Annotated in this window: 16 protein-coding genes and 1 pseudogene; 10 read left to right on the forward strand and 7 right to left on the reverse strand. The window is 52.4% G+C overall.

All coding sequences use genetic code 11. The annotated features are described in order from the left end of the window. Window positions 1-3: 3 nt before the first annotated feature. The 4 genes from BWI97_RS23455 to BWI97_RS23475 all read right to left on the reverse strand — a co-directional run bounded on the left by BWI97_RS23455 (window position 4) and on the right by BWI97_RS23475 (window position 3,895). Window positions 4-1,842: a magnesium chelatase subunit D family protein gene (locus BWI97_RS23455; RefSeq protein WP_102203041.1), complete on the reverse strand. Its 1,839-nt coding sequence runs from the start codon at window positions 1,840-1,842 to the stop codon at window positions 4-6. A gap of 9 nt (window positions 1,843-1,851) precedes the next feature. After that, on the reverse strand, window positions 1,852-2,505 hold the full coding sequence (locus BWI97_RS23460) for a class I SAM-dependent methyltransferase (RefSeq protein ID WP_102203042.1): 654 nt from the start codon (window positions 2,503-2,505) through the stop codon (window positions 1,852-1,854). Next, window positions 2,483-2,959: an acetyltransferase gene (locus BWI97_RS23465; protein WP_102203043.1), complete on the reverse strand. Its 477-nt coding sequence runs from the start codon at window positions 2,957-2,959 to the stop codon at window positions 2,483-2,485. The genes BWI97_RS23460 and BWI97_RS23465 overlap by 23 nt, the downstream gene beginning before the upstream one ends. Window positions 2,960-3,319: 360 nt before the next feature. Then, window positions 3,320-3,895 carry a hypothetical protein gene (locus BWI97_RS23475; RefSeq protein WP_102203045.1) on the reverse strand — a complete coding sequence of 192 codons (576 nt, stop codon included), beginning with the start codon at window positions 3,893-3,895 and terminating at the stop codon, window positions 3,320-3,322. 582 nt (window positions 3,896-4,477) lie between these two features. Here BWI97_RS23475 and BWI97_RS29010 point away from each other — a divergent pair. The 4 genes and pseudogenes from BWI97_RS29010 to BWI97_RS23490 form a co-directional block, all read left to right on the forward strand. Further along, window positions 4,478-4,897: pseudogene (locus BWI97_RS29010) on the forward strand (PepSY-associated TM helix domain-containing protein); the annotation flags it as partial. Between the two features lie 91 nt (window positions 4,898-4,988). Next, window positions 4,989-5,732, forward strand: a complete 744-nt coding sequence (locus tag BWI97_RS29015) for a PepSY domain-containing protein (protein WP_255403193.1) — start codon at window positions 4,989-4,991, stop codon at window positions 5,730-5,732. A gap of 86 nt (window positions 5,733-5,818) precedes the next feature. Then, window positions 5,819-8,266 (forward strand): outer membrane beta-barrel family protein, encoded by a 2,448-nt coding sequence (locus BWI97_RS23485; protein ID WP_102203046.1) that lies wholly within the window; start codon window positions 5,819-5,821, stop codon window positions 8,264-8,266. Then, a complete protein-coding gene (locus BWI97_RS23490) occupies window positions 8,235-8,531 on the forward strand; it encodes a transcriptional repressor (RefSeq protein ID WP_102203047.1) in 297 nt (98 codons plus the stop codon). Before BWI97_RS23485 ends, BWI97_RS23490 begins: the two co-directional genes overlap by 32 nt. Window positions 8,532-8,611: 80 nt before the next feature. Here BWI97_RS23490 and BWI97_RS23495 read toward each other — a convergent pair whose 3' ends face one another. The 3 genes from BWI97_RS23495 to BWI97_RS23505 all read right to left on the reverse strand — a co-directional run bounded on the left by BWI97_RS23495 (window position 8,612) and on the right by BWI97_RS23505 (window position 12,816). Next, a complete protein-coding gene (locus tag BWI97_RS23495; RefSeq protein ID WP_102203048.1) occupies window positions 8,612-9,958 on the reverse strand; it encodes a peptide MFS transporter in 1,347 nt (448 codons plus the stop codon). 136 nt (window positions 9,959-10,094) lie between these two features. Beyond that, window positions 10,095-11,183 (reverse strand): Gfo/Idh/MocA family protein, encoded by a 1,089-nt coding sequence (locus tag BWI97_RS23500; RefSeq protein ID WP_102203049.1) that lies wholly within the window; start codon window positions 11,181-11,183, stop codon window positions 10,095-10,097. A 64-nt stretch (window positions 11,184-11,247) separates the two neighbouring features. Then, window positions 11,248-12,816: a serine hydrolase gene (locus BWI97_RS23505; RefSeq protein ID WP_102203050.1), complete on the reverse strand. Its 1,569-nt coding sequence runs from the start codon at window positions 12,814-12,816 to the stop codon at window positions 11,248-11,250. Window positions 12,817-13,070: 254 nt separating this feature from the next. Here BWI97_RS23505 and BWI97_RS23510 point away from each other — a divergent pair, with 254 nt between their 5' ends. The 6 genes from BWI97_RS23510 (at window position 13,071) to BWI97_RS23535 (ending at window position 23,449) form a co-directional block, all read left to right on the forward strand. Next, on the forward strand, window positions 13,071-13,655 hold the full coding sequence (locus BWI97_RS23510; RefSeq protein WP_102203051.1) for an RNA polymerase sigma factor: 585 nt from the start codon (window positions 13,071-13,073) through the stop codon (window positions 13,653-13,655). A gap of 139 nt (window positions 13,656-13,794) precedes the next feature. After that, the gene (locus BWI97_RS23515; RefSeq protein ID WP_102203052.1) at window positions 13,795-14,766 is read left to right on the forward strand and encodes a FecR family protein; all 972 of its coding nucleotides are present in this window, start codon (window positions 13,795-13,797) and stop codon (window positions 14,764-14,766) included. Between the two features lie 168 nt (window positions 14,767-14,934). Then, window positions 14,935-18,243, forward strand: coding sequence for a TonB-dependent receptor (locus BWI97_RS23520; RefSeq protein WP_102203053.1), 3,309 nt, complete (start codon window positions 14,935-14,937; stop codon window positions 18,241-18,243). A gap of 17 nt (window positions 18,244-18,260) precedes the next feature. After that, the gene (locus BWI97_RS23525; RefSeq protein WP_102203054.1) at window positions 18,261-19,724 is read left to right on the forward strand and encodes a RagB/SusD family nutrient uptake outer membrane protein; all 1,464 of its coding nucleotides are present in this window, start codon (window positions 18,261-18,263) and stop codon (window positions 19,722-19,724) included. Window positions 19,725-19,780: 56 nt separating this feature from the next. After that, window positions 19,781-21,763: an FAD-dependent oxidoreductase gene (locus BWI97_RS23530; RefSeq protein ID WP_199182087.1), complete on the forward strand. Its 1,983-nt coding sequence runs from the start codon at window positions 19,781-19,783 to the stop codon at window positions 21,761-21,763. Window positions 21,764-21,799: 36 nt separating this feature from the next. Continuing rightward, a complete protein-coding gene (locus tag BWI97_RS23535) occupies window positions 21,800-23,449 on the forward strand; it encodes an FAD-dependent oxidoreductase (RefSeq protein ID WP_102203056.1) in 1,650 nt (549 codons plus the stop codon). Window positions 23,450-23,828: the final 379 nt, after the last annotated feature.

Here is a 23,828-nt window from a genome sequence, read left to right on the forward strand (position 1 = left end):
ATCTTATGACATCAGTCCGGAGACCGTTCGGGTAAGGGTTTCGGCAGAAAAATCTTCCAGCGACACACATTCGGCTCCCAGCGTCCGGGCCAGCTCACTTGCCCGTCCCAGTCGCACGTACGCCGTGTCGGTATCGAGTACCAAGGCGGGAATCGTACGCAGGCGTGTCGCCAGTTCCAGCGTTTGCTGCCAGGCATCGCCACCACCGGGCAGGGGTACGTTAGCCTTGCCGTCGCTCAGGATAATCAGTAAGGGATTTTCGGGTTGCTGTTCCAATACGTCAAGAGCCAGCTGTAAGGCTTGAGGTAAGGGCGTCCGTCCACCCGTGGGCAGGGTACGCAGAGCCACTTCCGCCCGTTCGACGCTTTGCGTAGGTTCCAGCAGCAACTGAGCTTCTACGCCCCGAAAGGCAATGACCGCCACGGTATCACGGCGTTGGTAAGCGTCAGTAAGCAGACGGAGTACACTACCTTTCACGGCTTCCATCCGCCGACTGGCCGCCATGGAACCCGAAGCATCTACCACGAAAAGAATGAAATGTCCGGTTTTTCCGGTTCGTATCGTTTGGTGAAGGTCTTGCCGCGAAAGCTGAAACGTCTCCGGATCCCGGATCAGAGCCTGCTGTACGCTGGCCGTCAGAGCCAGGTCGGTAGGGGAGGTGCTCGGTACGGTCTGGGTTTTGAAGCCACGGGGCGTCCGGGCTATTTCGCTCCGGCGTCCGTTCAAGGCCTCCATCGAATGATTTTCAACGGTTAAAGCCGGTGGCTCAGCTACGGGAGCTACGCCCAGTACTTCTTCTTTGGCTGGTTCGGTTTCCGGCTCCGGTTGGGGTAGCGGCGGCGGAGGGGTATTCATCAGATCGTCCAGTTCAGACGAATGGAAGGACGGAGATTCAAAGGGCTTTTTGCGTCGTCGATGGGGGAGGACTAATTCCGCGGCCCGTTTAATGTCCACGGCTTGTACTTCCATTCGACCCTCAAAAGCAGCCAGGGTAATCGCCGTTTTGTAGAGAACGAGATCGGCCCGTAAGCTACTGATCTGTAATTGTGTACAGAGCTGACTGACGAGGGTGAGCAATCCCTCGGGCATCTGTACTTGCGGCAGTCGCTCGCGGGCCTGAGCAATGCGAGCCCGTAGGGCCACCTGAGCGGGCTGCCAGTCGTGCATGAACGCCTGCGGGGCCTGATCATAGGCCATGCGACGACGCACCACTTCGGTACGCTCGGCAATGGAATCCGGAGCCTGTACGTTGACCATCAGACCAAAGCGGTCCAGAAACTGTGGGCGTAACGCTCCTTCTTCGGGATTCATGGTACCGATGAGTACAAACCGCGAGGGGTGGCTTACCGACAAGCCTTCCCGCTGGACGGTATTGATGCCCGAGGCGGCTACATCAAGCAGTACATCCACCAAATGGTCCGGTAATAAATTGACTTCATCAATGTACAGAATACCTCGGTGAGCCTGAGCCAACAGACCCGGCTGGAGGGCCCGTCGGCGTTCGTTGAGGACGCTTTCCAGATCAAGCTGACCCAGTAGCCGATCTTCAGTGGCACCTAAAGGTAGGTTTACCAGGGGTACGGCTACTTCTTCGATTTCGTACTCGCCAGACTGGCTGACCGCATCAAAGTCCAGAATCTGACTGGGTTCCGTATTGAAGCGGGAGCCGGCAATCCGCTGAATGGGCGGCAGAATTTCGGCCAGTGCCCGGGCAGCGGTACTTTTGGCGGTTCCCTTGTCGCCCTGAATGAGTACGCCGCCAATACCCGGGTTGATTCCACAAAGCAAAAGGGCGAGGGTAAGCTGATCCTGGCCAACCAGGGCGGAGAAGGGGTACGACATGACGCTACGTTACTTTTGGGCACTAACGACCACAAAGGTACGAACGACGGCGTGTCCCGCGTTACTTAGAATTTCTTCGTCCTCCTGATGCACATCTAGGATCGTGAAAGGAACCGAGGTCAGCAGTTCCTCAACGGTATCCGTGGCGTACATCTCGAAGCCATACTGGGTGAAGGGCAAATGCTGCATAAATTCCTGAGTAGCAAAGGCCAGTACTAAACGTCCACCAGGTTTGAGGCAGCGGTGCATTTCTTCCAGATACGCCAGTGGTTCGGGCCAGAAGTAGATGGTATTTACCGTAAAAATTTCGTCAAAAAAGGCATCAGAAAAGGGGAGATGCTGCCCGTCGATGTGCTCAACGCGTACGCGGCCCTGTTCAATCCAGACCGCGTTGCGTTGCCGGGCCTCGGTCACCATGGTTTCCGAAATATCGACCGCGTAGTAGTGCTTTACTTTCTCCAGTACCTGGGCGGCGTGCTGGGCATTGCCCGGTCCGATCTCAAGCACCTGCTCGGCGGGATGCAGCTTTTCGAGCGTTCGGGCCGTCATTCCGGCGTTGTTGACATTCATATGTTCGCCCGTCTGGATGCCTTCGTCCCCTTCCGGGCAACGCAGCTGGCGGGCGAGTTCTTTCAGGTGTTCAACTTTCTCGTGGTGATTCATGGCTGATTGAATCGGTTATTAAAGCTAAATGCAGCAGAGGGTAAGGTTTTCCCATCCCATCTACCTCCGACCGACCGATGCGGACGAAGCCCAGGTGTTCATAAAAAGCCAGTGCCTGGGGATTCTGTTCGTTGACATCAACCGTAGTGGCCTGCTTATGGGTAATCGCGTGACGTAACAATTGTTTTCCTAGGCCCTTGCCGCGGGCGTCTGGGTGCAAAAAAAGCATTTCTACCTTCTGTTCGGCAACGCCCACGAAGCCCAGGATTTTGCCTGCTTCGTTGCGGGCGGCGGTCAAATCGACCATCGCCAAAAATTCATTCAAAATCAAAGGTCTGAATGCTTGAATGTCGGCTTCGGAAAGAAAAGCATGGGTGGCCCGGACGGAAGCTTCCCAAACGTCGGTGAGTTCGGGATAGTCGGCAGGAAGAACGGTGGTTAAGGTAATTGCCATTCGATTGTGGTGTATTGTTGCAGGCGTTCAAAGGTAGGAAACCCCGGAAGCCTGAAGTTTTTATTTTTCTGGAAGAATGTTACAGATTTCCCGGATTCGTTGCGGAAATCTATTAGAAGGGATAGTTCATCTCTAACCCCGGAGGGGTTCAATTTGATTAGCCATGGGTACAACCCATGGTTATCTCCCATTTGATTTCCCCGCATTGCATACGGGGCTAATTATATTGAACCCCTCCGGGGTTGAGGCGTTTGGTTTAAAAACAAGGACGCCACTGGTGCAGGTTTCCAAACCGGTACCTACCCTCAGGCAGTTTCCAACTGCCGATAAAGACGTTGTTGTTCTCTAGGTGTTCTAAGGTTATTCAGCCCTTATACCGTCAATAAGCCAGTGATTCTGTTGGTTTTGTAGCGTGAAACGCAGCTTTTGCTGATCAGGTAAGCGTACCAATACGTGTGCCCGGTTCGGTTCAACCGTTTGCTGGATTACCTGTGCCTGCGTCAGTTGTTCCAGGTCTATTTCCTGAGACTGCAGTACCAGATCGTATTCGAAACCCTCGGGTGGACCCTCATGTTGTGGATGCGTCTGGAAATACCGTTTGGCTTCTTCAAAATAGGTTTTCCAGTAAGCCAGGTACTCAGGCGACACTAGTTTAGTGGAGTTAAACAGAGCCAGGTAACGTTCCGTGGCCCGTTGATTTACCGAATAAAAAGCTGTCGAATCAGCAGGTGGGTTGACGAGCGGCAAGGCTGAAATTTCCGATTCATGCGTCTGATACCACCGCAAAAACTGGAGGGTTACCGCTCCGGGTTCAGCAATGGAAGGCTTAGGAGGAGCGGAAGGAATCGTTAGAGGATCAGTAGCGGTTGAATGGGTGGTATCTCCGCAACCGCTCAGGGATAGCAACAGAATAGATAATAGCGTAATCGTTTTCATGGATTCAGGAAAATAAACGGAAACAAAGCACAAGAACCCTTTCCCAGGGTTGGCATGACTAAAGCACCCATTCAAAAATTGTTTCCGATACTTCCTGAAACAATCCCAGAGTAACCAGACTGAAGAAAGGAGTGGATGAGCTGTCTCTATTTCTACACGTCTACGGATCCATTTACTTCTGAAATCAGCGAGACTTACCTTTCATTTTCCCCAGCAGCACAGCCCGAATGAGGGGCAGGACTAACCACCTGAACCCTTCCAAATTGGAAAAGATAAGAGTAGTGAATCGCTCGTATCCTACATAAACAATTTTATCCCCCACCTCATCCCAACTAGTTCAGCTCAACCCCGCAGGGGTTCAACATCATTAACCATGGTTGCAACCCATGGCCAACTTCACCCATTCTTTTTTCCCATACCTACTGCGGAACAGGCCGACTTATGCAACTACCCAGAAAAGTACCTATGGTATGGGGTATTGGGAAGGTTTCAGGGATTGCCATGAATGGCTAACGATCCGGTAAATCCCAGTACTTACCCCCGCCCCGGTACCGAAACGCATTCAATCTATTCTATTCGGCTATGACCTTCCGGAAAATTAATAACTGGTTACATTTATGGTTGGGCTTAGGCTCCGGAATCATTGTTTTTATCGTCTGTATCACGGCCTGTATTTGGGTGTTCAACGAAGAAATTACGTCTCTGCTGGAGCCGGAAAGCAATGTTGCCCAAGAGGAAAAACCCGTTCTCACGCCTTCGCAGGTACAGACCGCTATTGCCGCGATTCTTCCCGGTAAGGATGTCACCTACGCTTCCTACCAGCAGGGCAAAGCCATTGAAGTCGGCGTAGGGCCCTGGGAGGGCGAGCATTATACCTTTAAAATGCATCCCTATACCGGAACCATCATTCGTCAGCAGGTACATCAGAAAGACGAAGCGGATTTTTTCCGAATCATCTTAAATGGCCATCGCTTTCTGTGGTTGCCCTGGGAAATCGGTCGTCCTATTGTGAATTATGCGACACTGATTTTTGTCCTCGAACTCATTACCGGACTGGTGTTGGTGGTATCCCAAAAAATGGAGCAAAAGCACCGTGGAAAAAAGCTTTACCATCAAATGGGGAGCATCCTTCAAACGCGTCAACCTCGATTTGCACAATGTACTGGGCTTCTACTCGCTACTCTTTTTGCTGGCTATCGCCCTGACGGGCATGGTGTATGGCATAGAGTGGTACAGCCGGAGCCTCTACTGGGCAACGTCGGGTGGTCAAACCTTACCGGAGTACCCCAACCATGAATCCGATACCTTACAGGCTCATTGTTTCTACACGCAGTCGCAGGCTATGGACAAAGCCTGGGCAACGGTGCTGACCAAGCACCCTGAAGCCCAGGGCTTTTACTACAACTATCCCGAAAAGAATGATCTGAAATCGCCCATTCACATCACCATTTATCCCACGGCAGGACAGTTTTATAACCATCAGGCCTACGCGTTTGATCAGCATACGCTCAAGCCCATGTCCCGGAATACCGTTTACGACAGCCCTTACGCACAAGCGGATTTTGGCGTCAAGCTTCGTCGGATGAATTATGACATTCACGTGGGCAGTATTCTGGGTTTACCCGGTAAAATCATGGCCTTCTTTGCCAGCCTGATCGGAGCCAGTCTACCCATTACGGGCTTCCTGATTTGGTGGGGCCGCCGGAATAAAAAGAAACCAGTCGGCAAAACGCCCGGTAGGTCCACTAAAACGCCAGTGACTGAGACGCAGGCGGCAGGGGAGGCTGTCAATGGCAAAAGGGTTCGACCCACGTTTGTGCCGAAACCGAAACCCTAACATTCTTGAGCCACCCATCCGTTTCACCCGGCCATCGGTCGGGTCCATTACGCCTTTTCTTTTTTTATTACTAAGTCTTAGATCGAATGCCTTTTCCCACTCAATCCCTGAAACACCTCCGCTGGGCCCTACTGCTGATCACGAGTACCGTGTACGCCCAAACCGACCTACGGGGACGGGTGACTGATCCCGCGGGTATCGCCATTGAATTTGCCACGCTAGCCCTCTACTCGGCCGCCGACTCTACCCTGGTGAAAGGAACGGTATCCGATTCCCTTGGACAGTTTGGTTTTACCCGCATACCCCTGGGAGCCTATTACGTAGAAGCTCGCTTCGTGGGCTACCAGCCCCAGCGAAGTGCCCGCTTTACGTTGAGTGAAAAGCAACCGCAACGGCTGCTTCCCACGCTGCAACTGCAACCGGGCGAACAGGATTTACAAACCTTAACCGTGACGGCGAAAAAGCCCCTGGTCGAACAGCGGATCGATCGAACGGTGATGAATATTGAAAACAGCATCCTCTCGGAAGGCAATACGGCTCTGGAAGTACTGGAAAAAGCTCCCGGCGTTACCGTGGACGACGAAGGCAACATTACCCTGAAGGGCAAGCAGGGAGCTACCATCATGATCAATGGAAAGTTGACTTATTTGTCGCAGAAGGAACTGGCTACGCTGTTACGGGGAACTTCGTCGAGTGCTCTTTCGAAAGTGGAAATCATCACCAACCCTTCCGCCAAGTACGATGCCGCCGGAAATTCGGGCATCATCAACATTCAACTGAAGAAAAATGAAAGGATCGGCTTCAACGGCAATGTGTACGCCAATGTCGCCCGCAGCCGCAAGAACCGTTACGGAACGGGCCTGAACCTCAATTATCGCAGCAATCGCCTGAACGTATTCGGGAGCTACGACCACGCGTATCGGGGCGAAAAGGAGTTGCTGTCCTATACCCGCCGCTTCCGCGATCCGGGTGAAAGCAATCCGAGCCGCATCTCATTCCAGAACACCGTAACTGATGAGCCCCTGTATACGAATAACTTCAAAGCGGGGGTAGATTACTTTCTTGATTCCCGGAATACCCTCGGGCTGGTGGTCAACGGAAACGTGGGTACCTATGCGAACCATGGCAACACCAGTAACCTCCTGCAAACCATTACTCGTCATACGCTGGCGGATGCCCGCAGCACCAATACCGACGACAGCCGCTGGTCGAATCTTTCCTACAACCTCAACTATACCCACCGCTTCAAACAGGAGGGCCGGGAACTGACAACCGACTGGGACTATTCAGCCAATGGTTTTCAATCCAATCAGTTGCTCGATACGCGTTATGTGGATGAAACGGGAGCCTTTACCAGTCGTCGTTCCACGCGTCGGGGCGATATTCCTTCCACCACTTATGTATACGTGGGGAAAGCTGATTACACGCATCCGCTGGGAACGAAAACGAAACTGGAAACGGGCTGGAAAAGCAGCTACGTAACCGTCGACAACGAAGTAAAGTACGACACCTTGTCGGGTACCAACTGGGTCAGGGATTTTTCGGCTTCCAATCATTTTACCTATCAGGAAACCATTCATGCGGGTTACGTAAACTTCAACCGGGAGTTTGGTTCGTTTAGCGTACAGGCGGGTTTGCGGGGGGAATACACGCATACGAAAGGGCATCAGATTACGTCCGATTCACTGGTAGTTCGTAAGTATTTTCAACTCTTCCCCAGCCTGTTTCTGACGCAGACGCTGAACGAAAAGCACCGGCTTCAGCTTTCGTACAGCCGCCGTATCGAGCGTCCGGATTATGAAGACCTGAACCCCTTCCGGTTTTTTCGGGACCCCTTTCTGTACTACGAAGGAAACCCCTTCCTGAAACCGCAACTGACGCATTCACTGGAACTAGGGCATACCTTCAATAATTTCCTGACGACGACGCTCAATTATAGTTACACCTCGGACGTCATCAACTGGATGATGGGACAGATTGATTCGACCAATACCACCTTCCAGAGTCCACAAAACCTGAAAAGTCTGATTAATTACGGGATTAGTTTTTCGGCGTCCCAGTCACCTACGTCGTGGTGGACGACCAGCAATTTTTTCAACGTTTTTCGGAATGAGTACAAGGGCGACCAGAAGGGCGGCGATCTCAATAACAGCATCACCAGTTTCACCTTCAACGCTCAAAATTCCTTTCAGCTAGGTCGGGGAGCGTCCCTGGAACTCAGTGGCGTTTACAACTCCAAATCAGTATACGGCGTGTTCGTAACCCGGCCTTTCTACGTCATTTCGGCGGGCGTACAAAAGCAGGTTCTGAATAAGCAGGCTACGCTGAAACTGATGGCTAATGATATTTTTCAGGGACGCCGCCGGGTACAAACGGCACGGTACGAGAATCTGGATCTGAACACGAACATCCGGTTCGATAGTCGCGTCATTACGCTTTCGTTCAACTATCGGTTTGGTAATCAGAACCTCAAAACCGGATCAACCCGTAAAAGTGGAGCCGATGATGTACAAAACCGAGTCAAAGGACAGTAAGGATACGTTGTCCATAACCGAACGCATTCGGGCGTATAGAACCCGGCACGGCATCCGGCACTCGCCCAAACGAAACGCGGTAGCGATGGTGCTGGAAAAAGCCACGCGGGCGATGGACGCTGAGCAAGTCTGGTTGCAGTTGAAGCAGGAACGCGTTCGCATCAGTATCGGAGCCGTGTACCTTTCACTGAACTGGCTGGTAAAGGCTCAACTCGCCCAAAAGAAAATCCGGGAAGACCGGAAGGCCGTTTTTGAACGTATGTGATAAGAAAGGGGGTATGAAATCTTGCTTAACCAAGATTTCATACCCCCTTTCTTTTTTTGATCGAACGCAGCCTCAATTTCCTAGTGAGTCGTCTCGGCAAAATGATCGTCCGCTCCGTGCGTGAGTCGTTTCAGCGGTTTGAGGAGCAGTAAGATCAGGCTTCCGAACAAAATACAGAAAATTGCAATGCCCGTGAAGGTTTCCAGTTCACCCCAGGTTTGCGACGAGGCTCCGAGTTGACCCGCGAGTTTTTCGCCCAGTCCGGTCGCTGCCCAGTACGCTCCCATGATGATCGAAGCGTATTGAGCCGGAGCCAGTTTGGTAATGAATGAAAGGGCCACCGGCGAGGAAGACAGCTCACCAATGACGTGGAAAAGGTACGCCAGAATCAGCCAGTACATGGCCGCCTGCCCGGTTTGCTGAGCCTGCAAAGCAGCGGCCGTCATGAAGAAAAAGCCCGAACCCATGATCATGGTACCAATGGCCATTTTCGCCAGGGAAGAGCTTTCCCGACCCTTGCGAGCATTACGGGCCCAGAAATTGGCCACGGCTGTACCGAGCGTAATGACAAAGATACCGGAGAGGGACTGAAACCAGGACGCCGGAATCTCCATACCCATAAACTGCCGGTTGGTTTTTTGTTCGGCGTACAAATTCATCAAACCGCCGGCCTGCTCGTACGCTCCCCAGAAGGTGATCACAATCAAAAACGACAGCATCAGTACCCAGACCCGGTCTTTTTCTACGCGGGTCAGGGGTTGATTAAGTTTTGTGCGATCCTCCAGATCAGAACTTTTGCCGAGAAAATTACCGACTTCTGCCAGGTGTTTTTGGCCCTGAATGTACAGAATCAAGCTCAACAGCATGCCGATGCCGGCCAGGGCAAAGCCATAATGCCAGCCGTACTGATAGGCAACCCAGCCCACCATGATGGGAGCAAAAGCCGCTCCCAGATTGATCCCGATGTAAAAAATGGTGAAGCCTTTATCCCGGCGAGGATCGTGCTGGGCGTACAGTCCCCCCACCATCGTCGAGATGTTAGGTTTCAAAAGTCCAACGCCGAGTACAATTAGAAAGATACCCAGGTAAAAAGCCCACATGGTCTGAATCGCCAGAATCAAATGACCAATCGCCAGAAGCAGAGCTCCGATCAGTACGGTTTTCTTCTGGCCCAGAAAGCGGTCGGCGAGGTAACCACCGGGCAAGCTGGCCATGTACACACTGAAGCCGTACCAGCCATAAAAGGTCAGGGCTTCGGCGTTGGTCCAGCCCAGACCGGGATTCAGCCCCGTCACGGAAGCCGTCAGGTACAGTACCAGAATGGCCCGCATGCCGTAGAAACTAAAGCGTTCCCACAGCTCGGTCATAAACAACACAAACAGGCCTTTCGGGTGACCTAACCACTGTTTTTCGGGGGAAGAAGTCATGAGTGAACAAACAGAAATAATACGATATAGAAAGGGGATGGCTCCTGATGACAGGACTTTGGGGAGGACCGGGCTTGCTCCATTCGGTGAAAAGCCACTTCCTCGCCTCAGGCTGAATTTTCAGGAAAACACGTACTTATTTTTTTCGGAGTTGCACCGTCTTTCCCGTACGGGCCGACTCCCGGGCGGCTTCGAGAATACGCACCACCTGCACGTTGTTTTCCAGCGAGTACAGCGGATGAGGTTTGATTTTTCCCCGGATCAAATCGGCAAAATAAGCAAAAGGATCGTCGTAAACGGGCAGCTCCTGCTTGGTAATGCGTCGTTTTTGTTCTTTTTGGGAGCGGGTACGGACTTTATAATCCGTCGTATTTTCCGTAATGACGTAGCCCGCATCGCCGTAGACTTCCATATCTTTTCGGCTGAAAGGCCAGTTCCAGGAAGCCTGTACAATGCACTGAGCCGAGGGGTACTCGATCACAATCGTGGCCTCATCGTCCACCTTGGGATAAATCTGGGGTTTGAACTGCCGGGTAACCGCCGTGACCGATAGCGGCGTTTCATTCTTCATGAAATACGTCATCAGGTTGGCTCCGTAGCAGCCGAAATCAATCAGGGCACCACCGCCGTTTTGTACGGGGTCCGTCAGCCAGTTAAAGAATTCGGCATTGACACCAATCTCCTTCGGACCTTCGTGTCCGGTGTGTACCACCATTTTCTTAAACGCCCCCACGGTACTGCTATCGGTCACGAGTTGATAGGCTTTTTCAATGCTGGGGTACCAGGACGTTTCGTAATTGGTCAGTACCAGCGTTTGGTGCTTCCGGGCTAAAGAGGCCATTTGTTCTGCATCCGCTAAGTTGGTAGACAACGGTTTTTCCACCATGACGTGAATGCCCCGGGGAGCACAGGCTTCCACGACGGCTTTGTGCTCGTAAATCGATCCAAAGGCTACGACGGCTTCGGGTTTGACGGCATCCAGCATTTGTACCAGATCGCGGTAAAAAAGTTTGGAATCCAGGTGATACCGTTCGGCGTAGCGTTTCGAAAGGTCCGCATTGGATTCGGCAATACCCACCAGTTCAATGTCGCCCAGCGGTTTTCGGCCCAGAATCCAGGGGACGTGGCCGTGGGTGATACCAGCTACGGCCAGTCGGACGGGTTTTTGGGCCTGAAGGTTCAGCATACCCAGCAGAAAAAAACAAACGAAGAATACAGTTTTCATTCGGTAATAAAGTCAGAAGCAAAAAGGGCAAACGCTTTCGCAGCCTGCCCTCGGGTTTGATCAATTAAGCCGTGAGTCTTCCCTCCAAAGTAGGCCGGCGGTCGGGTTTACCATCGAGGATGGAAAGACTTCGCTGGAATTTGACCTGTACCTTCCCCGTTTCAAAGTGCAGGGAAATGATTTCGTAATGGGCGGTTTCGATGAATCGAACCAGGAAATCAAAGGTATTCTCGTTTCGCCAGGCTCCGCTCGTGGCAATGGGCGTGACCGTTTCACCGGGAACGGGCGTCTGGGTAAGTTTGAGCGGAGTCGTAGATAGATCCGTGCGACCGAATTTCCAGCGACCCAAACCCGCTTCGATGCGGTCTTCGCCCTGCGTATCCTTGAGAATCAATTGAGCGGAATCCTTCTTCACGTCCATCCGTACGGATTGAATACCCAGCGAATTTTCCTGAATCTGAAAGGTTTTCCCGTTGATTTGTTCACTCAGGGGGGAGCTAAACGTCCCCTCCGCTAGCGGTAGTCGTAGAGAAGCCAGCCGTTTTTTCAAAGCCGATTGGGCGGAGGCCGGACTAGACTTGCCTACGGCTGGCAGAATATGGTTCCAGGCGGCATCCATAATGCCCTGCATGTTACTGGTTTCGCTGGTCATGGCAATGACGAGGTCGAGCTTGGGCATCACCAGACAGTACTGGCCAAAGGCCCCATCCCCCCGGTACCCCTCGTGGCGGCACCGCCAGAATTGATAGCCGTAGCCCTGTAACCAGTCGTTGGTTTCTTTGGGGCGACTGCCGCCCGAGGACTGTACCTGAAAACGCGTAGCCTCATCGATCCAGGCTTCGGTAATCAGCCGCTTGCCCTTCCAGACGCCTTTTTGCAGATACAACTGACCAAATTTGGCAATGTCTTCCGTCTTAACCCGCAAGCCCCAGCCACCCGTGTTGATGCCCTGCGGACTAACTTCCCAGTCGGCCCCTTCAATGGCTAAGGGTTTGAAAAGCCGGGGCGTGAGGTAATCAAGTAAAGTTTGTCCGGTCAGCTTCTGCACAACGGCGGAAAGCATATACGTAGCTCCGCTGTTGTAGACGAAGTGCGTACCCGGCTGATGCTCAACGGGCTGAGCCAGAAACCCCTTCACCCAATTCGGACTTTCGGCCATGGGACCCGTCGTATCTTTCGCGTGTCCGGTAGACATGGTCAGCAAATCCTTGATTCGCATGGCGGCCAGATTTGGACTGACCGTTGCGGGAAGATCTTCGGGAAAAAACTTGATGACCGGATCTTCCACCCGTAGACGGTTTTCGGCTACCGCCAGTCCAACGGCCGTAGAAGTAAAGCTCTTACTGAGCGAGTAGAGCGTGTGCTTGAGATCAGCCGCGTACGGAGCCCACCAGCCTTCGGCGATGACCTGCCCGTGCCGCAACACCATCAGGCTATGTACGTTGAGTTTTTCCTTTTCAACGGTTGCAATGAAATCCAGGATGCCCTGTGAAGCAACGCCCTGAGCTTCGGGCGTACTACGGGAAAGGGCGTTTCCAGGGGCTGGCAGCCAGGCTGGAAGCGTAGAAAGCAAACCCAGTTGAGCCGAGTGCATGCCCAACTGCTGCAAAAAGGTACGTCGAGATAGTGTCATCGTTGGTTTGAGGTAAAGAAGGTCTTAAAGGTAAGATATAACTTCAAAGGATTGCATACGTCCGCAGAAAGACGAGCTGGTAGGCAGGTTCGTTTAAAATTAGAAAGGAAACTGTAGTTATCAGACTGTCCGCGTAGGGTTGATACATTTAATACTCTTTTTACGTATAAACATACGAACATTATATATAATTTTAACCATTCAAAACGCTCTGATCGGGGTTTCGGGGGATTGGTTAACTTACTATTCACGCCATGCAAACAGGAATGATCGATGAACAAAAGTTGATTTCCGAACTCCAGCAGGGGAGTTTGACAGCTTTTGAGGCCATCTATTCCCAGTACTGGTATCCGATGTTTCTGGTGGCGTACCGTAAACTGAACGATCGTGAAGTAGCCGAAGAAATGGTACAGGATATTTTCGTAAAGCTCTGGGAACGAAAGGCGAGTGTCTCCATCAATCGGCTGAGTTATTACCTGTTCTCGGCGGTTCGGTACGCCGTGATCGATCAGATCAGAGCCCGGGTCACGCGGGAACAGTATCTAAGCTATTACCAGTCCTTCTTATCAACGGAGGATTCGTCCACGGAAGAGGCCATTATCCTGAATGATTTACGTTCGGCTCTGGAAGATTCGCTGCAAACCCTGCCCGAAAAGTCCCGCCAGGTGTTTACCCTGAGTTATTTTGAGAACTGGTCCGTCACCCAAATTGCCCACCACATTCAGCTTTCTGAAAAAGCCGTAGAGTATCATCTTACTAAAGCCGTCAAATTTCTCCGTACGCACTACCAGGATCATTTACTGGGCACGCTGATTTATCTCATTCTCACTAACCGGTAATTGAACGAAGGCAAGAATTTCAGTGGGTATCAAGCCTTTTTATATAAACTTTCGTAGAAATTTTAAAACGATTTAGGTCAAATCCTCGCACATCCGACTTGTTAGATAGGAGCGGCACTCAAGGCTCTCTACTGCTTGTATGACCCCGGAAGAATTTCAGGAGCTTTTGCTACGCTACCAGCGTAACGAAGCCACCGCCGAAGAACAGCAGCGTATCCACGCCTGGTACGACCGGCTGGCCGCCGATTCGCAGGAAGAACTTCCCCCAACGGAACGTCCGCCGTTGCAAGCCAAGCTGTGGTCGACGATTCGTGAGCGTATTGATGAACCTGAGCCGGAGATTCAGATCCGACCCCTCCGCAAAGCCGGATGGTACGTAGGGGTGGCGGCATCGGTACTGCTGGTACTATCCCTTGGTCTGTGGTTCTGGACGCAGTCGTCCGTGAATTCGGGACAACTGGCGGTTCATACGGCGGCTCCGCTGCTTACCGCTCGTGGACCGCAAACGCTCACCCTTTCCGACCAGAGTCAGGTAACGTTACTGGAAGGAAGTAGCCTGCGGTATTCGTCAACGTTTACGGGAAAGCTTCGGGAAGTAGATTTGCAGGGAACCGCCTTCTTTCAAATTACCAAAAATCCTGAAAAGCCTTTTCTGGTACACACCGGCTCGCTGGAGACGAAGGTCTTAGGGACGAGCTTCTGGGTGAGGCATCAGCCGAAACAAAGCTACGTACAGGTGCAGGTCGTTACGGGTAAAGTTTCCGTACAGAAGGATCAAAATCAGGTAATCCTGGTACCGAATCAGCTCGTTACGTATTCGCGGGAGAAACCCTGGCTGCAAACGGGCCTCGTTCAAAATCCCCTGGTGGTGGATGCCTCCGTTTCGATGCGATTCAAAGACGTACCGCTGCTTCGCGTGGTTGAACGCCTCGAAAAACGCTATGGGATTAGCCTGCTCATCAAGCAATCGGCCTTGCGTCAGTGTCCCTTCACCGGAGATCTCACGGGACTGGGCCTCTATGAGCAGCTGGGTATGATTTGCCAGGCTCTGAATGCTACCTACCAATCCGACGGTACTCAAATCCTGCTACAGGGTGCGGGCTGCCGATAAATGACTTATCCTACTTACCTCCTCTAAAACTGATTGCCATGCGTAACGCTAATCATGTAATCTAAATTCCTTGTTTCGGTAGTCCAGTCTACCCCTTGTAAACCCTTACGCACCTTCGTTCGGAAGGCGTGCGGGGACGTTTTGTGCCTGTTAAAATGAATAAGACCTATGAAAAAAACACGTTACTTCAAACCTTACGCTCTGGCGGGCTGGTTGCTCCATCGTTCTTTTCTGCCGCTACTGCTAACCGTACCGCTCTTTAGTTACGCTGAACCCATTCATACGGTTCAGGATGTGCTGGAGCGTACCGTAACCTTACCCGCCGGGAAGGTGAGTCTGGAGCAGGCCTTAAGTCAGATTGAGAACCAGGCTTCCGTCAAGTTTGTGTACAGTCGCAAAGTCATTCAGTCTGATCAGCAGGTATCGGTCAAGGCCATGCATACCAAACTGGAAGAAGTACTGAAAGCCTTACTAGGCCCTTTAGCCATCCAGTATCGACTCGTGTCGGGACGCATTGTGCTTTCCAAAAGTCAGGAAACGATGCTGCTGACCGCCCCAAAATTAACAGTAACGGGGACTGTTACCGATAATCAGGGTCAAACCTTAACCGGTGTAAGCGTAGTCCTGAAAGGCACCACGACGGGTTCGGCTACCGACGCCAATGGGCGGTATACCCTGAATGTACCCGACGATGCCGCCACGCTGGTTTTCTCGTATGTGGGTTACGTAACGCAGGAAGTGGCCATCGGCGGACGAAGTGCGATTGATGTCAAACTGGAAACCGATACAAAATCGCTTTCTGAAGTCGTAGTCATTGGTTACGGTACGCAGAAACGAAGTGACGTGACGGGCTCCCTGGCGTCGGTCAGTTCCAAAGAGTTGAATGAACTGCCCGTGGTCAATGCCGTACAAGGTCTGGCGGGCCGGGCGGCGGGCGTGCAGGTGGTACAAAACTCGGGAGCACCGGGAGCCAACATCAGCATTCGGGTACGGGGTGGTAATTCATTGCTCGGTAATAACGAACCGCTGTATGTGGTGGATGGTTTTGCCTTGTCCGGAAGCCCGACTACACTGAACCCCGCCGATATTGAGTCGATGGAAATCCTGAAAGATGCCTCGGCTACGGCCATTTACGGGTCACGGGGAGCCAACGGCGTGGTGCTGATTACCACCCGGGCGGGGAAAAGCGGCAGTAACCGGGTCAACATCGATAGTTACGTCGGATTTCAGACGGTACGTAAAAAACTTGACCTGCTCAATGCCCGTGAATTTGCGGAAATCGCCAACGAACGGGCCCGCAACGATGGCTTGCAACCGTATTTCACCTCCGATCAGGTCGCCTCGTTTGGTCAGGGTACCGACTGGCAGGATGCCATTTTCCGGACGGCTCCCATCCAAAACCACGTGGTTACGTTTTCCGGCGGTAGCGAAAAAACGCAGTACTCCGTCTCAGCCAGCTTATTCGATCAGCAGGGAATTGTGATCGGCTCGGGGTACAAGCGGTACTCGGTTCGGGCCAATTTGAATCAGAAAATCAACGATAAATTACGGCTTACGTATACCAGCGTACTGAGCCGTACGGGAACGCAGGCTATCTCCAGCGACAACAGTTCGCGGGGCAATGGGGTGGTATCAGCCGCGTTAACTGCCCCACCGATGATTGCTCCCTACGATGCCAATGGCAATTATTCGAACGTAGTACCCTATTCGTTTAGTCCGAACGCCGCCGAAAATGCCGTGGCTCTAGCTTTGGAACGTAAAAACGAAACGACGGGGAGTGGCATTCTGACCAACCTGGGCTTGACTTACGAATTCATTCCGGGACTTAGCCTTCGCGTGTCGGCGGGGGTCGATTACGCGAACTCGCGTACCGATATTTACTCGCCTCGCCTTTTTAAGGCATCCCCTTCGGGATCGGGTAGTACCAATTATTATACGCGTACTAACTTTCTGAATGAGAACATTCTAACGTACAGCAAAACCATTCAGGAGGCTCATGCTCTATCCTTTACGGGGGGCTTTACGTATCAGAGCGAGCTAATCAATAATAACGGACTTGGGGCTAGTGGCTTTACCAGCGATGTACTGGAAAACAATAATCCCCAGTCCGGTAGTGTGATTGCTACACCTACGGCTTCGATTTCAGACTGGAAACTGCTTTCGGGACTCGCCCGGGCCAACTATTCCTACCGGGATCGCTACCTGCTGACGGCCAGTATTCGGGCCGATGGCTCGTCCCGATTTGGGGCTTCCAACAAATGGGGCTATTTCCCCTCGGCGGCCCTGGGCTGGCGAATTAGTGAAGAGGAATTCATCAAACCCCTGACTTTTGTTTCCAATCTGAAGCTACGGGCCAGTTGGGGTCAGACGGGTAGTACCGCTATTAATCCCTACCAGACGCTGAATACGCTTCAGTCCATGCAAGTCATATACGGCAACGATTTGTACGCTGGTTTTGCTCCGGGGGCGACCAAACCGAACCCGAATTTGAAATGGGAAACCACGACGCAAACTAACCTGGGGCTGGACTTCGGGTTTTTCCAGGAACGCCTTCGCTTATCCGTGGATTACTACCGCAAAAATACCAACGATTTGTTGGCCCGCGTGCCCTTGCCAAGCTCCTCGGGTTATACCGAACAAGTACAAAACCTGGGTACCATTCGCAACCAGGGCGTGGAGCTGGATCTGGGTGGAAACATCCTGACGGGTAATTTTAAGTGGGATGCGAGCCTGAATTTTGCTGCCAACCGTAACAAAGTAATCAAACTGGCCGGGGGTAGTGATGTGTTCGGAAATTCACTCGATATTCCGCTGAACGTTTCGGTAAACCTGATCCGCGAGGGCGAACCCGTAGGTGTTTTCTTTGGCTACGTGGAAGATGGACTGACGGAAACGGGAGCGATTCGCTACAAGGATCTCGACGGCAACGGTACCCTCAATAACCTGGACCGGACCATCATCGGCAATCCCAATCCCGATTTCATTTACGGTTTCACCAATAATTTTTCCTACAAAAACTTCACGCTGAACGTGTTTTTGCAGGGCATTCAGGGAGCGGATATTTTCAACTTCAACCTGTCAAATCAGGCGAATGCCTTCAATTTCGGCGAAAATCAGGTACGAAGCTCGCTGGATCGCTGGACGACGGAAAACCCCAATCCGGCGGCGAAAAACCCGAAAGTCAGCATTGGCTCTACGTTCCGGGAATCTAACCGCTTTGTGGAGGATGGGTCGTTCTTACGGTTGAAAAACATTCGTCTGGCCTACACCCTGCCGCTGACGAAGTGGAGCGTCAACTGGTTGAAATCCGCCCAGATTTACGTGAGTGGGCAAAACCTGCTGACCTTCACCAAGTACTCCTGGTACGATCCCGAAGTGAGTAGCCGGGGAGGAGCGGCCTCCATTACGGTCGGTATCGATCAGACCAGTTATCCCGTTGCCAAAACCTATACCTGCGGCGTAAGCCTTGCCTTTTAATGCTAAGCCCAACTGCTATGAAAAAAATACTTTGCGTAATAGCGGCTCTAACAGCCCTGAGTTCCTGCCAGAAGACCTTACAGGAAGTGCCGGTCGATCGCCTGACTGAAGAAAATTTCTACCAAACCCCCACGGATGCCCGTTCTGCGGTCTATTCCATTTACGATGCCTTGCGGGGAGTTGGGTATTACGGAATGGTCTATCTGCTGGAACAGGAAGCGAACACGGACTACGCCAATGGTCGCGGCTCGTATGCGTTCATCAGTGAGTATCAGGGACTGGATGGTACCAACATTGGTCGGGTAGAAGGGGTGTGGTCGCAGGCGTACCGGGCCATTCTTCGGTCCAACATTGCTCTGGAACGCATTCCCGCCATTGCCATGGATGAAACCGAGAAAAAAGGTCTGCTCGCCGAAGCCCGGTTCCTGCGGGCATTGGTGTATTACGATCTGGTTCGGAACTGGGGTGGGGTACCGATTCGTACCTCAACTACGGCTTCTAATGACGTACCCCGTTCGTCGGTTGATGAGGTATATAAACTCATTCTGGAGGATCTGGCCGCTGCCGAAACCGACCTGCCAGCTACGCCCGCCGTGGCGGGACGGGCCACGAGCTGGGCGGCGAAAACGCTGTTAGCCGATGTGTACCTGACGCGTCAGAGCTGGACCCAGGCCCGGGATAAAGCCAAGGAAGTGATGGACGGCAAGGCCTACTCGCTGGTGCCGGTGACGACGGTAGCTGATTTCGAGAAGATCTACGGAGCGACGGCCACGACGAGTTCGGAGGACATTTTTTCGCTGAAGTATTCCTCCACGGGTGGTCAGGGTTTTCAGTACCTGCTGTACATCCACGCGGAAAATACCCAGTACTCCCCACCGGGCTTCCGCACGATCTACGCCCGTCAGACCTTTCCGCTGATTGCCAACTGGGATGCGAAAGATTTACGAAAAGAGTTCAATATTTACGGTCAGTACGTCAACCGAACCACGGGTCAGATCGTAACCTTACCCGCCAATGAACCCTACCAGTTCCGGAAATTCAAAGATCCGGCCTCGGTAGCGGCCAATGCCAGCGGTAATGATTTACCCCTGTTCCGGTATGCCGATGTCTTACTGATTTACGCCGAAGCGGCGAGTCAGGCCGCTGGCGGTCCCACACCCGAGGCCTATCAGGCGGTTAATCAGGTGCGTCGCCGGGCCTACGGAGCGGACATCACCACGGCCAACGCTGCCGTCGATTACGCCGGACTGAGTGCTCAGGCCTTTCGGGAGGCTGTATTGCAGGAACGGGCCTACGAATTTATGATTGAAGGCAAGCGGTGGAATGATATGAAACGACTGGGCGTCGATCAGGTGAAGGCCCTCGTCCAGAAAGCCAAGGGCAAGACGATGAAAGATAGTCACGTGCTGTGGCCCATTCCAAAAGCTGAACTCGACAACAACGGGGCGATTAACGCCGAAGACCAAAATCCGGGGTATTAATGTAGACTTCTGACCCGGAGATAAGCTCCGGGTCTTTGAATTTGCTTGAAGCTATGATGAAAAAAACGATTGGATGGGCCTTCTTCCTGCTGACGATGAGCCGACTGGCCCTTGCCCAAAATGCTTCCTATGACATTTGTATTTACGGGGGTACTTCCGCGGGAGTCATTGCGGCGTATACGGCCAAAAAAATGGGTAAAACGGTGGTGCTCATCGAGCCGGGTCGCCATTTGGGGGGCATGAGTTCAGGCGGTCTGGGCTATACGGATATTGGGAATAAGTACGCCATTACGGGACTGGCGAATGACTTTTACCGTCGCATCGGTCAGCACTACGGAAAATTTGAACAGTGGATTTTCGAACCCAGCGTGGCCGAAAATTTATTCAAAGCGTACTGTAAACGGGGCGACGTTCCGGTGTTATACGAACACCGACTCGCCAGCGTCAAAAAGACGAATAACGTGATTAATCATATTACGCTGGAAAAAACGAACCAGCCTTCCGCGGCGACCAACCGAACGATTCAGGCTAAAATGTTCATCGATTGTTCCTACGAAGGCGATCTGATGGCCAAGGCGGGCGTTTCGTACGTGGTTGGACGGGAGGCCAATAGTCGGTACAACGAAACGTTTAACGGCGTACAGGTGATGAACGGCCATCAAATGCCCGAAAAAATGGACCCCTACGTGGTGCCCGGCGATCCGAAAAGTGGATTGCTTTGGGGGATTAATACTACGCAGTTGGCCCCGATTGGTTCGGGGGACAAAAAAGTACAGGCCTATAACTTCCGCATTTGTTTGACGAACCAGCCGGAAAACCGGATTGCCATTACCAAACCCGCTGATTACGATCCCAAACGGTACGAATTGCTCTTACGCATCATCGAAAAGCGGTCCTGGAAAGCCCTCAACGATATGTTCATCTGGAGCCGGATGCCCAATGGTAAAACCGATATCAACAATCGAAACGGGTTTTCGACGGATATGATCGGAATGAACTGGGACTATCCGGACGGCGATTACGCGACCCGGACGAAGATCTGGAATGACCACGTGAGCTATACCAAAGGGCTGTTGTATTTCGTGGGAAATGACCCTCGGGTTCCTGCGAGCGTCCGGCAGGAAATGCAGCAGTGGGGTTATCCCAAAGACGAGTATACGGATAATGAAAACTGGAGCCATCAGCTCTACATTCGGGAAGCTCGCCGCATGGTGGGTGAACTGGTCATGACCCAGCACCACTGCCAGGGGCGGGAAGTGGTATCGGATGGGGTAGGGATGGCCGCCTATACCATGGACTCGCACAATTGCGACCGCTTGATTATTGACGGGTTTGTGAAAAATGAAGGTAACGTGGAGGAAGGCGGCTTCGGTCCTTATCCGGTTTCGTACCGGGCCATCGTTCCCCAGCAAAAAGAAGCGGCCAATTTGCTGGTCCCGGTTTGTTTGTCGGCTACGCACATTGCTTATGGTTCGATCCGAATGGAGCCCGTATTCATGGTACTCGGGCAATCGGCGGCGGTGGCCGCAGGAATGGCGATTGATGCCAAACAACCCATTCAGGCCGTAGACATCAAGCAGTTACAGAAACAATTAGCCAGTAATCCCTACGCCGATGGCAGTCAGCCGGACATCCTCGTTACCAGCGACCACGAAACCCAGACGACTCGTAAGGGTTCCTGGATGGTACAGACCTACGGTGGTTTCGGTCCTTCGTTTTTGATGGATACTACGAATCAGGAAAAGTCCGTCCGCTTCAAACCTACGATTCCGAAAGCGGGAACGTATACGATTTACACCTACGTACCGAAAGTAAAGAACCGCTCGTCCGAAGCCAGTATCGAAGTCTTTGACGGAAAGCAGAAAAAGCAGCAAATGATCCGTAGTGCGGAGGTACAGGTGGCCGGTCAGACGTCCGGGGAATGGGTCTCGCTGGGCAGTTACCCCTTACCCGCCGGAACAACGGCCTACGTAGAAATCAGTGGAAAAGGCAACGTCATTGCCGATGACGTATTACTCGTGCCGGAACGGAAGCGATAAGTATCCGTTCCTTCTAAACCTAAAACTAGTTGAAGTATGCAACTGAAGCGTCGAGCTTTTTTAGCCAGTTTATGCCTGTCGCCCGCCCTTTTAACCTACGCCCAATCGTCGGTACGCCGGGCCGATGTGATTATTTACGGGGGAACGTCGGCGGCCGTCATGGCTGCCGTACAGGTAAAGAAAATGGGCAAAACGGTACTGGTCGTTTCGCCCGACAAGCATTTGGGCGGCTTGTCCTCGGGTGGACTGGGTTTCACCGATACGGGAAATAAAGAGGTGATTGGTGGATTGTCACGGCAGTTTTACCAGCGACTTTACCAGCATTACCAGCAGGATTCCGCCTGGAAATGGCAAAAACGCGAAGCCTACGGCAACAAAGGGCAGGGGACCCCCGCCATTGATGGCAACGCCCGGACCATGTGGATTTTCGAACCCCACGCCGCCGAACAAATTTTTGAGGATCTGATTCGGGAACATCGTATTACGGTGTATCGCGAAGAGTGGCTGGACCGTTCGACCAAAGGTCTTACAAAAAAAGGCGGAGCAATCCAGTCTTTTCGGACGCTCAGTGGACAGGTATACGAGGGCAAACGCTTCATCGATGCTACGTATGAAGGCGACCTGATGGCGGCGGCGGGCGTGAAGTATCACGTGGGCCGCGAAGCCAACCGGGTGTACGGTGAAACCTGGAATGGCGTGCAGCCCAACGTATTTCAACACGGCCATTACTTCAAAGCGAAGGTGAGTCCGTACAAAGTACCCGGTGATCCGAAGAGTGGCTTGTTACCGGAAATTGCTGCCGAAGGGCCGGGGCAGAAGGGTGAGGGGGATTCTAAAATTCAGGCGTATTGCTTCCGGATGTGCATGAGTAACCATCCCGATAACCGCGTACCCTTTCCCAAACCCGAAGGCTACGATCCCGCCCAGTACGAGTTGCTGGGCCGGGTATTTGACAGCGGCTGGCGGGAGACGTTCCAGAAGTTTGATCCCATTCCCAACCGTAAAACGGATACTAACAATCACGGACCATTCAGCAGTGACTATATCGGTAAAAATTACGATTACCCCGAAGCCACGTACGAGCGGCGGCGACAGATCATTCAGGACCATCAACGGTATCAGCAGGGTTTGCTGTACTTTATGGCCAATGATCCCCGCGTTCCGGAAGACGTACGTCAGGAAATGAGTCAGTGGGGACTGGCGAAAGATGAGTTTACCGATAACAATCACTGGCCGCATCAAATTTACGTTCGCGAAGCCCGCCGGATGCTAGGCGAGTACGTGATGAAGGAAGCAGATGCTCTGGGCGAAACGACCGTACCGAACCCGATTGGCATGGGCTCGTACTCGCTGGATGCCCACAACGCCCAGCGGTATGTCACGCCCGAAGGGTACGTACAAAACGAAGGCGACATTGGCGTGCATCCCAAACAGCCGTATTCCATTGCCTACGGCTCGATCTTACCCAAAGAGAAGGAATGTTCAAATTTGCTGGTGCCCGTCTGCGTATCCAGTTCGCACATCGCCTACGGCTCCATTCGGATGGAACCAGTATTCATGATTTTGGGTGAATCGGCGGCGACGGCGGCGGTGCTTTCGATCGATAAGAATATCAGTCCACAACGATTGCCGTACGGGGAGTTGAAAGCGGTTTTGCTGAAGAATGGACAGCGATTGACGTTGTAAGAGCGAGAAATAGAAAAGGACATCTCTCTTCCCGTATTGCATACGGGGCTATTGAGATTCAACCCCTTCGGGTTCAGGTATTCTTAACCCCGAAGGGGTTCAATACGAATAGCCATGGGTGCAACCCATGGGTTATTGATAACGCTATGCTAAAGACCAAGAATGGCGAAGGAATTGGCACAGGGGTATTTTTCCCCGCATTTTATACGGGGCTATTGAAATTTAACCCCTTCAGGGTTATGATCTTTGTTTGAAGGGGGGAGGGACTGATGCAGGTTTCCAAACCTGTACCCACTATCTGGCAGCTTCCAACTACCGTATGCTGGCCATTATTGACCCAATGAAGGCAGGTAGGAACCTGCCAGGGTATAGGTACAGG

It is taken from the genome of Siphonobacter sp. BAB-5405, assembly GCF_002872335.1.
Classification (GTDB): domain Bacteria; phylum Bacteroidota; class Bacteroidia; order Cytophagales; family Spirosomataceae; genus Siphonobacter.